Annotated in this window: 15 protein-coding genes and 1 tRNA gene; 8 read left to right on the top strand and 8 right to left on the bottom strand. The window is 68.0% G+C overall.

The window, feature by feature from the left end; translation table 11 throughout:
- Positions 1 to 536: 536 nt before the first annotated feature.
- Both ABSF49_RS16435 and argC read left to right on the top strand, forming a co-directional pair.
- Positions 537 to 1,073, top strand: coding sequence for a tetratricopeptide repeat protein (locus ABSF49_RS16435; protein WP_424113731.1), 537 nt, complete (start codon positions 537 to 539; stop codon positions 1,071 to 1,073).
- 280 nt (positions 1,074 to 1,353) lie between these two features.
- A complete protein-coding gene (gene argC / locus ABSF49_RS16430; protein WP_424113730.1) occupies positions 1,354 to 2,277 on the top strand; it encodes an N-acetyl-gamma-glutamyl-phosphate reductase in 924 nt (307 codons plus the stop codon).
- 24 nt (positions 2,278 to 2,301) lie between these two features.
- Here the strand turns inward: argC and ABSF49_RS16425 are convergent, their stop codons facing one another.
- Together ABSF49_RS16425 and ABSF49_RS16420 are read right to left on the bottom strand one after the other, a co-directional pair.
- The gene (locus ABSF49_RS16425) at positions 2,302 to 2,616 is read right to left on the bottom strand and encodes a hypothetical protein (protein WP_424113729.1); all 315 of its coding nucleotides are present in this window, start codon (positions 2,614 to 2,616) and stop codon (positions 2,302 to 2,304) included.
- Positions 2,617 to 2,628: 12 nt separating this feature from the next.
- The gene (locus ABSF49_RS16420) at positions 2,629 to 3,486 is read right to left on the bottom strand and encodes a fumarylacetoacetate hydrolase family protein (protein ID WP_424113728.1); all 858 of its coding nucleotides are present in this window, start codon (positions 3,484 to 3,486) and stop codon (positions 2,629 to 2,631) included.
- Between the two features lie 191 nt (positions 3,487 to 3,677).
- On the opposite strand from ABSF49_RS16420, the gene ABSF49_RS16415 reads away from it, so the two are divergent.
- The 3 genes from ABSF49_RS16415 to ABSF49_RS16405 all read left to right on the top strand — a co-directional run bounded on the left by ABSF49_RS16415 (position 3,678) and on the right by ABSF49_RS16405 (position 6,078).
- Entirely contained in the window at positions 3,678 to 4,301 is a 624-nt protein-coding gene (locus tag ABSF49_RS16415) for a LabA-like NYN domain-containing protein (RefSeq protein ID WP_424113732.1), read from the top strand.
- Between the two features lie 51 nt (positions 4,302 to 4,352).
- Positions 4,353 to 5,009 (top strand): uracil-DNA glycosylase, encoded by a 657-nt coding sequence (locus tag ABSF49_RS16410; RefSeq protein WP_424113727.1) that lies wholly within the window; start codon positions 4,353 to 4,355, stop codon positions 5,007 to 5,009.
- Positions 5,010 to 5,070: 61 nt separating this feature from the next.
- Positions 5,071 to 6,078 (top strand): aldose epimerase family protein, encoded by a 1,008-nt coding sequence (locus tag ABSF49_RS16405; protein WP_424113726.1) that lies wholly within the window; start codon positions 5,071 to 5,073, stop codon positions 6,076 to 6,078.
- A 53-nt stretch (positions 6,079 to 6,131) separates the two neighbouring features.
- On the opposite strand, the gene rplI is transcribed toward ABSF49_RS16405, so the two are convergent.
- From rplI to ABSF49_RS16380, 5 genes are all read right to left on the bottom strand, one after another.
- The gene (rplI, locus tag ABSF49_RS16400; protein ID WP_424113725.1) at positions 6,132 to 6,707 is read right to left on the bottom strand and encodes a 50S ribosomal protein L9; all 576 of its coding nucleotides are present in this window, start codon (positions 6,705 to 6,707) and stop codon (positions 6,132 to 6,134) included.
- A gap of 34 nt (positions 6,708 to 6,741) precedes the next feature.
- Positions 6,742 to 7,722, bottom strand: coding sequence for a hypothetical protein (locus ABSF49_RS16395; RefSeq protein WP_424113724.1), 981 nt, complete (start codon positions 7,720 to 7,722; stop codon positions 6,742 to 6,744).
- 129 nt (positions 7,723 to 7,851) lie between these two features.
- Positions 7,852 to 8,088, bottom strand: coding sequence for a 30S ribosomal protein S18 (rpsR, locus tag ABSF49_RS16390; protein WP_424113723.1), 237 nt, complete (start codon positions 8,086 to 8,088; stop codon positions 7,852 to 7,854).
- Positions 8,088 to 8,528, bottom strand: coding sequence for a 30S ribosomal protein S6 (rpsF, locus tag ABSF49_RS16385; RefSeq protein WP_424113722.1), 441 nt, complete (start codon positions 8,526 to 8,528; stop codon positions 8,088 to 8,090). The genes rpsR and rpsF overlap by 1 nt, the downstream gene beginning before the upstream one ends.
- 216 nt (positions 8,529 to 8,744) lie before the next feature.
- Positions 8,745 to 9,509 carry an SDR family NAD(P)-dependent oxidoreductase gene (locus ABSF49_RS16380; RefSeq protein ID WP_424113721.1) on the bottom strand — a complete coding sequence of 255 codons (765 nt, stop codon included), beginning with the start codon at positions 9,507 to 9,509 and terminating at the stop codon, positions 8,745 to 8,747.
- A gap of 270 nt (positions 9,510 to 9,779) precedes the next feature.
- On the opposite strand from ABSF49_RS16380, the gene ABSF49_RS16375 reads away from it, so the two are divergent.
- From ABSF49_RS16375 to ABSF49_RS16365, 3 genes are all read left to right on the top strand, one after another.
- Positions 9,780 to 10,133 (top strand): integration host factor subunit alpha, encoded by a 354-nt coding sequence (locus tag ABSF49_RS16375; RefSeq protein WP_424113720.1) that lies wholly within the window; start codon positions 9,780 to 9,782, stop codon positions 10,131 to 10,133.
- A gap of 25 nt (positions 10,134 to 10,158) precedes the next feature.
- The gene (locus ABSF49_RS16370) at positions 10,159 to 10,611 is read left to right on the top strand and encodes a MerR family transcriptional regulator (RefSeq protein ID WP_424113719.1); all 453 of its coding nucleotides are present in this window, start codon (positions 10,159 to 10,161) and stop codon (positions 10,609 to 10,611) included.
- Positions 10,612 to 10,698: 87 nt separating this feature from the next.
- Positions 10,699 to 10,776 (top strand) — tRNA-Pro (locus tag ABSF49_RS16365).
- Between the two features lie 37 nt (positions 10,777 to 10,813).
- On the opposite strand, the gene ABSF49_RS16360 is transcribed toward ABSF49_RS16365, so the two are convergent.
- A complete protein-coding gene (locus tag ABSF49_RS16360; protein ID WP_424113718.1) occupies positions 10,814 to 11,056 on the bottom strand; it encodes a hypothetical protein in 243 nt (80 codons plus the stop codon).
- Between the last annotated feature and the right edge of the window lie 285 nt (positions 11,057 to 11,341).

The following is an 11,341-nucleotide window of genomic DNA, read 5'->3' as shown; positions in this document are numbered from 1 at the left end:
ATTCGCCATCATGTTCGACGACAGGTTCGTCAAAGCGTGATGGTCAACCCGGGCCCCGCACACAAGATTCCTGACAGTCCCGGTTCGGGCACCAATTCATCTGCCCGACAAGAGGGGCTAGGTTAGCTTCGAGGTGCACAAATCAAGATATTTGCAACACGCTGCGATCCTACGAACACCAAACGCCTAACCGCTGCAAATTTCTGTTGCAAATTTCCGCTCCCACCCATTGCGGAAAGTCGAACCAAGCCGCTGTGACGCCGTCATCGCGGCGCCGCCTTCCTAAATTCGCTTAACGTGCGGCTCCGGCCACCGACGGTCCAATCGGCCCGCTCCCGCCGCCCCACCGCGCCGTCGACTTCATGGAGGCCAAAACTTCCGAAGCCGAAGGGCTGTCAAGGGCGCGCTTTTTGCGCGCCGCCGCCGGCGGGCTTCGCCCCTTGACAGCCCTTCGGCTTCGGAAACAAGACGCTTCCATGAGGAAAGACGGCGCACTCCACCGAAGCGCGGCGAACGCCGCTCGCGGAGCGCTAACGATGAAGGAACCAACGACGCCTGACGAAGTGAAGGCGCTGCACGACATTCGTCGCACCGATCCGCAGCGTTATCTCAAAATCGTCGACGGATGGCTGAACGAGAACCCGAACAACCACCTCGCCTATTGCGGGCGTCATTTCGGATGGATGGACCTAGGCGAGCCGCATCGGGCGCTTGAGGACATGAACAAGGTCGTGGAACTGAATCCTGACGCAGACGCTTTCTTCTTGCGCGGCGAAGTCCTTAGGCATCTCGGCGAATACGAGAAGGCGCTCGACGACTTCGATCGCAGCGAACGCATGAACCCGGACGATTGGGAAAACCTCGGCTTCGGCCTGCTGTTCCAAGCGGATTGCCACGCGAGGCTCGGCGACGAGGACAAGGCGCTAGCTTGCTGCGAGCGCTTGCCCGACGACTTCTGGACGCCTGGAATCTTTGAGGCCCCGGGCGGCGACAAGACAGCCGTCGCGCCGCAATTGCGCCTCATCGCCGCCGAGGCGCGCCGGCGCCACGGCGAGGGCGGCGCGTCTCGCTAGGCGCTGAAAGGCGTCTGCTTCGCTGGGCGGTTTGTAGGCGCGGGCGTCGACCGCGCTCGGCGACGTCGCCGCTATTTCGTCAGAACGGGGTAATTGCCGGCAGGACGCGGTCGACGCCCGCGTCTACAAATTCCACCGCTGGCGAGCGCCTTGACGCCGGCGCGCCGATGGCGCATTGAGCGCGCCATGATCGGGACCCGCCTCCGCCGACGCTGACGTTCATTCCCGCGCGCCTTTCGCGCCGCGCGACCTGCGTTGCCCTTTGCGAAGCGAGACGATCATGACCACTGCCATTTTCATCGACGGCGAAGCCGGAACCACCGGACTGCAAATCCGCGACAAGCTCGCCGGGTTCGCAGGAATCGCGCTGCGCAGCCTGCCGGCCGAGCTGCGCAAGGATCCGGCGGCCAAGCTGCGCCTTTACGCCGAAGTCGATCTCGTCATCCTCTGCCTTCCCGACGAGGCGGCGAAAGAGACCGCCAAGGCGATCGAAGCGATCGGCGCAAAGGCGCCGCGGGTGATCGACGCCTCCTCGGCGCACCGCGTCGCGCCGGGCTGGGTCTACGGTTTTCCGGAGCTGGCGGCGGGGCAGGGGGCGGCGATCGCCAACGCGCGCAAAGTCACCAATCCAGGCTGCCATGCGACCGGTGCGATCGCGCTCATCGCGCCGCTGACCGCGAGCGGCCTGATCGCCAAGGACGCCGCGATCTCGATCCATTCGGTCAGCGGCTATTCGGGCGGCGGCAAGGCGATGATCGAAGCGTTCGAGAACGGCCGCGCACCGAGCTTCGAGCTCTACGGGCTGGCGTTGCAGCACAAGCACCTGCCGGAGATCGAGCGTTATTCGGGGCTGGCGGCGAAGCCGATCTTCGTGCCGTCGGTCGGCAATTTCCGCCAGGGCATGATCGTCAGCGTCCCGCTGCATCTCGACGCGCTGGCGGGCAAGCCGAAGGGCGCCGACCTGCGCGCCGCGCTCGCCGCGCATTACAAGGGCGCGCAATACGTCAAAGTCGCGAGCGCCGCGGAGACCGCGGCCGCGCTGCGCCTCGAGCCGGAGTCGCTCAACGGCACGAACGACATGCTGATTCACGTCTATGAAAACGAGGCGCGGCGGCAGGCGCTGCTGGCGGCGAAGTTCGACAATCTCGGCAAAGGCGCGTCCGGCGCGGCGGTGCAGAACCTGCAATTGATGCTGGGGCTATAGAACGCGCGGGAGCGGACGAGGAGCTTACGTCGGCCTCGGATGACGCATGACCAGTCGCCACGCGCCGCGCAGCAACGCCTCGAGGAGCGCGCCCGCGACATAGGCGAGCGCTGAGCAGAACGCCGCCGCCGCCAACACCTCGCCGATCGAAGCGGCGGCGAAATCCGACGAGCCCGTCAGCGCCGCTGTCGTCAGAATGTAGGGGATGGCGGCGAGCGACAGCCAAATATCGGCCATGAAGGCGCCCGCCGCTTGCGCGTAGAGCCAATAGGCGACGACGAAGGCGGCGGCATAGAGAACCGCCAGCCCTGCGCCGAGATACGAGCGCGCCGCGCGCATCGGCGGGCGCGCTTAGGCTGATTTCGACCAGGCGACGACGCGCTGCGCCTGCTGGCCGAGGCCGTCGACGCCGAGCGAGACCGTGTCGCCGGCCTTGAGATAGCGCGGCGGCTTCTTGCCGTCGCCGACGCCCGGCGGCGTGCCGGTGGTGATGACGTCGCCCGGCTCAAGGATCATGAACTGCGAAATTTCGGCGACGAGCTTGGCGACGCCGAACACCATCGTCGCCGTCGAGCCGCTCTGCATCCGCTCGCCGTTGACGTCGAGCCACATCGACAGGTTCTGCGGATCGGGAACCTCGTCCTTCGTGACCAGCCACGGGCCGATCGGGCCGAAGGTCGGGCAGCCCTTGCCCTTGGTCCATTGGCCGCCGCCGCGCCGATGCTGATAGTCGCGCTCGGAGACGTCGTTGACGGCGCAATAGCCGGCGACGTGGGCGAGCGCGTCCTTCTCGCTGACGTAACTCGCGCGCGTCCCGATGACGACGCCGAGCTCGACTTCCCAGTCGGTCTTTTCCGAGCCCCTGGGGATCACGATGTCGTCGTTGGGGCCGACGATGCAATTGGTCGGCTTGATGAACAGCACCGGCTCTTTGGGAATCGCCATCCCCGATTCCGCCGCGTGGTCGGCGTAGTTGAGCCCGACCGCGACGAAATTGCCGACATTGGCGACGCAGGGGCCGATGCGCGGCGCGCCGCGAACCGTCGGCAGGCTCTCCGGCTTGATCTTGGCCAGGCGCGCGAGGACGCGCGGCGCGAGCGTCGCAGCGTCGATGTCGGCGACGACCTCGCTCAGGTCGCGGATCTTGCCGGCCGCGTCGATCAGTCCCGGCTTTTCCCTGCCCGGCTTGCCGTAGCGGACCAATTTCATGCGCGCTCCCCTCCGTTCGACCGTCCGCCCCGTCCGCGGCCTCTCGCTTGCGAGCCTTAGCCCAGCCACGGGCCATAGACAACGAAACCGGCCAAGCGCTGCGGCGCATTGTTCTGGCAAACGAAACCGGCGCGTCATAAGATGAATGCTGGAGGCCGCGTCAAGCGCGGAGCGATGAATTGGTCGAGACCATGCCGGATCAGGAACGTTTCGCGCTCTTCATTGACGGCGCCAATCTCTACGCGTCGGCCAAATCGCTCGGCTTCGACATCGACTACAAGCGGCTGCTGCGCGAGTTCCAGGGCAGGGGGCGGTTGATTCGCGCCTACTACTACACCGCCCTCGTGGAAGATCAGGAATATTCGTCGATCCGGCCGCTGGTCGACTGGCTCGACTACAATGGCTATTCGGTCGTCACCAAGCCGACCAAGGAATTCGTCGATTCGACCGGACGGCGCAAAGTCAAAGGCAACATGGACATCGAGCTGGCGGTGACGGCGATGGAGATGGCGCCGCACGTCGACCAGATGGTGCTGTTCTCCGGCGACGGCGATTTCCGCTCCCTGGTCGAATCGCTGCAACGGCAAGGGGTGCGGGTGTCGGTCGTCTCGACCGTCGTCACGCAGCCGCCGATGGTCGCCGACGAGCTGCGCCGCCAGGCCGACGAATTCATCGACCTCGCGCAGCTCGCGCCGCGCATCGGTCGGGATCCGAGCGAGCGCGCGGCGCGCACCGGCGAACCGCGTCGCCAGGCCGCCTACGCGCCGGCGCCGACGCCGACGCCTGCGCCGCCGGACGAGACCGGGCGCGAGTGAGCGGACGGAGGCTCCGGGCCATGGCTCACGAACCGCGGCGGGAGCGCCCGCTTGTCTTTTGACGTCAGCCCGCCCGCCGACTGCCGCGCGTGCGACCGGCTCGCCGCCTTTCGCGACGCCAACCGCGCCGCGTTTCCCGCGTTCCGCAACGCGCCGGTCGAATCGTTCGGCGACCCGTCGGCGCGGCTGTTGATCGTCGGCCTCGCGCCGGGCCTGCGCGGCGCCAACCGCACCGGCCGGCCGTTCACCGGCGACGCCGCCGGCGATCTGCTTTACGCGACGCTGCTGGCGTACGGCTTCGCGGCCGGGGTTTACGACCGCCGCCCGGACGACGGTCTGGCGTTGGTCGACTGCGCCATCGTCAATGCGGTGCGCTGCGTGCCACCCGAAAACAAGCCGACGCCGGCCGAGATCGCCGCCTGTCGGCCCTATCTCGCCGGCGCGATGAAAGCGCTGCCGCGCCTCGCGGCGATCGTCGCCCTCGGGCGCGTCGCCCACGACAGCGCCCTGCGCGCCCTCGACGCGCGTCCGTCGCGTTTTCCCTTCACGCACGGTGCGCGACACAAGGTCGCGCAGTCGCCGCTCGTCCTGTTCGATAGCTATCACTGTTCGCGTTACAACACGAACACGGGTACGTTGACCCCCGAGATGTTTCGCGCCGTTTTCGCCGCCGCGCGCGCGCATCTCGACGCCCCGTCAATGCGATAAGGGCGACGGGCGAAGCGCGGCTCGACGATCGGCGCGGCGGACTTGGCGAGGGGGAACGGGCATGAACGTGCATTCGTTCGGGCAGCACGAGGGCGCCCCGGTGTTCGAGGCCACGATCGCTTCCAAGGCGGGAGCGACCGCCAAGATTCTCACCTGGGGCGCGGTGCTGCGCGATCTCGTCGTGCCGCTCGGTCATGGCAAGCAGCGGGTGACGCTCGGCCTCAATTCGATCGAGGATTACGTCGCCCATTCGCCGTACTTTGGCGCGGCGCCCGGTCGCTTCGCCAATCGCATCGCCAACGGCCGCTTCACCCTCGACGGCGCCGTGCACACGCTTGCGCGCAAGCCCGGAGAGAAGCACACGCTGCATGGCGGCCCTGACGGTTTCGGGCGGCGCGTGTGGAAGCTCGGCCCGGTCGACGCGACGTCGGCGACGCTCGAACTCGAGTCGGCCGACGGCGATCAGGGATTCCCAGGCGCCTTGCGCGCCGTCTGCGTCTACCGATTGCTCGAGCCGGCGACGTTGCGCATCGAACTCAGCGCGACCTGCGCCCGGCCGACGATCGTCAATCTCACCCAGCACGCCTATTACAATCTCGACGGCTCGAACGACGTTCGCGACCACGAGGTGGCGATCTTGAGCGAGTTCTACACGCCGTCCGACGACGAGCTGATCCCGACTGGCGAAATTCGCGCCGTGGCGGGAACGCCGTTCGACTTCCGCCAGCCGCGGCCGATCCGCAACCCGTCCGGACAGCTCTACGACGTCAATTTCGTCGCCGTGCGCTCGCCCGACGCGACTGGCCTCGCGCCGATCGCGCGCGTGCGTTCGCCGGTCAACGGCCTGACGATGGAGCTGCACAGCAGCGAGCCGGGCGTACAGTTCTACGACGCCGCCAAGCTCGTCTGCGCGGCGACCGGGCTCGACGGCGCGCGCTATGGCGCCCATTCAGGCCTGTGCCTGGAGCCGCAGCGCTTCCCGGATTCGCCCAACCGGCGCCATTTCTCCCCGTGCCGGCTGGCGCCGGGGGAGACCTATCGCCACGTCAGCGAATTCCGCTTCGCCTGAGTGACGCCTGCAGGCGCGGCCGGCGGCCGCGCCCGAGATCGGGTTCGGCGCGGCTAATCCTGCGCGAGGCTCGCGTTGGGGCCGGCGGCGGCGAGCGCCTGGCCGACCTCGAGGCCGAGATCGTCCATCGAGGTTTCCTCACGCACGTTGAGGTCCTCGCCCTTGGCCTGACGCTCCGCCTGCTCCTGAGAGCGGGCGACATTGATGGTGACGAACGCCTCGACTTCCGGGTGGGGATGGATCGGCGTCTTGTGCAAGCCGAGCGTCTTGATCGGGTGGAGCAGCGCCACCTGGCTACGCTGGACCTGGAAGCCCGCGGCGATGACCGCGTCGGCGATGTCGCGCGCCGAAACCGAGCCGTAGAGCTGCCCGGTTTCGCCGGCCTGGCGGATGATGACGAAGCTCTTGCCGTCGAGCGTGGAGGCGACGTCGCCGGCCTCGCGCTTCATCTCGAGGTTGCGCGCCTCGAGGTCGGCCCGCTGGCTTTCGAACTTCTTCTTGTTGGCCTCGGTGGCGCGCAACGCCTTGCCGTGGGGCAAAAGGAAATTGCGGGCGTAGCCGTCTTTGACCCGCACCGTGTCGCCCATGTGGCCGAGCTTGCCGACGCGCTCCAACAAAATCACTTCCATCGTTCTCTCCTCAGGTTCAGCGTGATTGCAAAACTCAAATCTTCGAGCGCCGCGCCGCCGCGGCGCGCGCGCGCAAGTTCACCGCGCTGTCGACCAGCCCGACGAGGGCGATCAGCGGCAGCGTCCATCCGGCGCGAACGCCGCAGCAGAAATAGAGCGCGACGATCAGCAGCGGACGCAGCGGCAGGCCGCGCGACAGCGCGTGCAGCACGGCGAAGCCCTGCAGGGCGTAAGCTGCGGCGAGCGGGCCGGCGAACACCCAAGCGAACTGATCGATCGGCTCGGGCAGGGCGATGGCGACGCCGACGGCGATGACCGCGACGACGGCGAGCGGCCGCGGCAGGACGAATTCGGTCGGCAGGTCGGGCCAGGGACGCGGCAGGCGATGCGACAACGCGGTCGAGCGCCCCGCGGCGTAGAGGTTGGCGCAGAGCGTGAGGAAGCCGAGCGTCGCCGTGGCCAGCGGCGCGAGCTTCGCCACCTCTTCGGCGACGTCCCGCGCGCTGACCCCGTCGGGCAGGACGTCGACGCCCTCGAGCGCCTGTTCGATCGCCGGCGTAAGTTCGGAAATCAGCGCCTGCAGACCCGCCTCGTAGCCGCTATAGCCGATGATCAGCGTCGCCAGGCCGGCGAGGCCGGCGAGCGCCCCGAGCGCCGCCGCCAGCGTGACGACCACGCCGACCGGGGTGCGGGCAGGGACGTCGGCGTCACTGCGCCGCCACGGCGGCGCATAGCGCGGCAATACGGCGAAGGTCGGCAGGATCCAGGCGGGCGCGGCGACGACCAGGAGGAAGGCCAGCGCGCCCTGCACATCGAACACGGCGACCAGCGCCGATGCGGCGACCGCCGCCGCCACGAGCCCACCGAGCGCCCCCCAGCCGAAGGCGGCGATCATCAGCGGCATCGGCGCGAGATAGGCGAGGGCGAGCGCGAGCGGCGTGCCCTTGACCATAAGGGCGAACAGCAGCGCCGAAACGGCGCCGGCGCCGACCGGAACGGCGAAGCGTTGGATCATGCGAATGCGCTGTCCCGCGGTTCGAGGCGGTTAGAGGCCGACGATCCCGCCGGCCCCAACTTGTCCCGCGCGGCTCGGCCGTGCGGGACTGTTCGTTTGTCAGGAGCGGCTTTCGCCCCCGGTTGATCGTCAGCGGATGACGTAAGGCAGCAGGCCGAGGAAGCGCGCGCGCTTGATCGCCTGGGCGAGTTCGCGCTGCTTGCCGGCCGAAACCGCGGTGATGCGCGAGGGCACGATCTTGCCGCGTTCGGAGATGTAGCGCGACAGCAGGCGCGTGTCCTTGTAGTCGATCTTCGGCGCATTGGCGCCGGAGAACGGGCAGGACTTGCGGCGGCGGAAGAAGGGGCGGCGGGGCGCGGTGGCCATCAGAATGCTCCGGCTTGGGCGTCGTCGCGCGGACGGCGGGGACGATCGGGACGGTCACCGCGATCGCCACGATCGGGGCGCGGGCCGCGGCCGCCGCGATCGTCGCGGTCGCTTTCCTCGCGCTTGCGCAGCATCGCCGACGGGCCGGCTTCGTGCTCGTCGACGCGCAAAGTGAGGTAGCGGATGACGTCTTCGTTGAGGCTGAGCTGACGCTCCAGCTCGACGATCGCCGCCGACGGCGCGTCGATGTTCAAGAGGGTGAAATAGGCCTTGCGGTTCTTCTTGATGCGGAAGGCGAGGGACTTCAGCCCCCACGCTTCGACCTTGGCGACCGAACCGCCGTTAGCGGCGATGAGGGTCTTGAGCGTCTCGGTCAGCGCTTCGACCTGCGGCGCGGTCACGTCCTGCCGCACCAAATAGATATGCTCGTAGAGAGCCATGGAGAGCCTTTCCTTCGTCGTTCGGAAGCCCCGCGCTGAGCCCTTCGAGCCGGTTGGAAAGGCTCGAGGCGGATCTTTCGAAGGCGGGAACACCGAAAGCCGGGCGCTTAAGCCCTACCGCGACCTCATCGGTCGCGGCCTTCCGTTCAGCCCCCAGCGGGAACTTCGACCGCGCGCTTATAGACGAGCCGTCGGCCGGCGCAAGCGAAATCCGCCTCAGTCCGGCGCCGAGAAGCTCATCACCCGGTCGTGGGGGAAGTCGTAGAGCTTGCCGGTCTCGCTCCACGCCGGCGCGCACAGTGCGACGATCTTGGGCGCGAGTTCCTCCGGCGCGCGCAGGGTCGTCGGATCTTCGCCCGGCATCGCGGAAGCGCGCATGCGGGTGCGCAGCGGACCGGGATTGACCAGCATGACCCGGATCGCCGAGGTGTTGACGGTCTCGGCGGCGTAGGTGCGGACAAGCGCGTCGAGCGCCGCCTTGGAAACGGCGTAGGGGCCCCAATAGGCGAGCAACTCTGTGCGGCTCGCCGCGCCCGAAGTGACAAATACCGCCCGCCCGGCTTGCGATTGCCGCAGCAGGGGGTCGAGGGCGCGGATCAGCCGCCAATTCGCCGTGACGTTGACCGCCATGACCTCTTCCCACTGCTTCGGGTCGACGTGGTGGAGCGGCGACAATGGGCCCAATGCGCCGGCATTGCCGACAAGAATGTCGAGGCGCCCCCAGCGCTTGTGCAGCGCTTCGCCGAGCCGGTCGATGGCGGGAAAGTCGCGCAAATCGCAAGGCGCCAGCGTGGCGGGCGTCTCGACGTCGGGGCGCAGCGCCCGAATCTCGTCGTCGAGCTCCTCCAGCCCGCCCTGGGTGCGCGCCAGCGCGACCACGTGGCAGCCGGCGGCGGCCAGCGCGAGGGCGGCGGCGCGGCCAATTCCGCGCGAAGCGCCGGTGACGAGAGCGACGCGGGTGGAATGTGGCGCGCTGTTCATGCGGGCTCGCTTGCCTTGAAAGGTCCGTCCAACGGCGGGCGCAAAGCGACTAGCAGGCCGGGGCGTCAAGCGCCACCGAGAAGCGTCTCATAACAAGCCGCTGCGACCTTGCGGCGCGGCAAATGACTTTCCTCGCCAAGGGCTTTTGGTGTAACGTCGGGCCCTTGATTGGGGCGTCAGCGGCCAAATTTGACGTCGTCGAAACGGTCTGTCGACCGTGCGTGGGGCGTTGAATCCTTCGCCGCCATGAGAGTGTGTTTGGGGGGGACCATGTCCGTAGCCAAGACCGACCGAGCGAATGGTCGGACCGTGACGCGCGCCGACCTCTCCGAGGTCGTCTATCACCGGGTCGGTCTTTCGCGCACGGAATCGGCGGAACTTGTCCAAGCCGTCCTCGACGAGATTTGTGACGCCGCGGCGCGCGGCGAGACGGTCAAGCTGTCGTCCTTCGGGTCTTTCGTCGTGCGCTCGAAAGGCCAGCGCATCGGCCGCAACCCGAAAACCGGCGTCGAAGTGCCGATCCTGCCGCGCCGAGTGATGGTCTTCAAACCGTCCAACGTGCTGAAGGCGCGCATCAACGGCGGATCGGCGGCGCGGCGCAACGGCGGCGCGGCGGCCGACTAGACTTCGAGACGGAGAACGAGGCGCCATGGACAAGAGCCCGGAAGCGTTTCGCACGATCAGCGAAGTCGCCGAGGAAATGGACCTGCCGCAGCACGTGCTGCGGTTCTGGGAGACGCGTTTTCCCCAGATCAAGCCGCTCAAGCGCGGCGGCGGACGGCGCTATTACCGACCGGACGATGTCGAACTGCTGGGCGCCGTGAAGCAGCTCCTCTACGGCGAAGGCTACACGATCAAGGGCGTGCAGAAGCTGTTGCGCGAGCAGGGCGCCGCGATGGTGGCGCGCGGGCTGGCGGGCCGCGAAGTCACCGAGACCGAGACGAATAAGGCCGCCGCTCCCGCCGTTGAGACGCCGGGTGCGGCTCGTCCCGCGGCGGACGCCGGGCCGACCGTCCAGCGAGGCGACCTCGCCGCGCTGCGCGCTGTTCTCAGCGACCTGCGCGAAGCCGAACGGCTGTTGTCGCTCTCGCGCGGCGGCTGAGCCGGGGCGGGGGGCGCAAACGCGCCCTCGCTCATAAGGTTGCGCCGCATTGCCTCCGACGCGCGCTATGCCTATAAGGCGCACCGTCGGAGTGTAGCGCAGCCCGGTTAGCGCACTTGTCTGGGGGACAAGGGGTCGTGGGTTCGAATCCCGCCACTCCGACCATCCAACCCTTTGGGTTGTCTAGCGAAAAACAGCGACTTCAATGGCGTCCGGCGGGCCCGTCGGCGCGCAACGCCTCGGCGCGGAAGCGGCGCGCCAGTTCCGCCGAAGCGTTGACCTCGCCGTCCTCGTATTCGCCGATCTCGATCCGCCACGGCTTCCCGGCAAATTCCTCGGCGAAGGCGCCAGCCTCGCCCGGAGTCAGGAAGATGCGGAGCCGCCAGCCGACCCGATCGACCGACCCGCTCGCTGACACTTTGGCGAAACGCACGAAATGCCGCATGGCGTTCCCCCTCCGCCACAGAACGGCAGGGTAGCGCGACCCCTCGGCCCGTCTATCGGGCGCGCCGAACATCCATGTGCATAAGCTCGCGATTGCAGTGGATAAACCCGCGCACGCGCATGCGAACGTCATAAACGATCCCCGCAGGCCGGCCGGCCGCCAAAGCGTCGACCCTGGTCTAACGAAACCATCAGGTTGAGCGCGCACGGCGGGCGAATCGCCGACGCGCGGACAAACCCGCAGCCGGAACGAGCGCGCGGAAAGTCCTCCGCTTTGCGCATCCTC

It is taken from the genome of Roseiarcus sp., from assembly GCF_049514155.1.
GTDB lineage: Bacteria > Pseudomonadota > Alphaproteobacteria > Rhizobiales > Beijerinckiaceae > Roseiarcus.
Note: the sequence above shows the minus strand (reverse complement) of the source record. Positions and strands in the feature narration are given on the sequence as shown.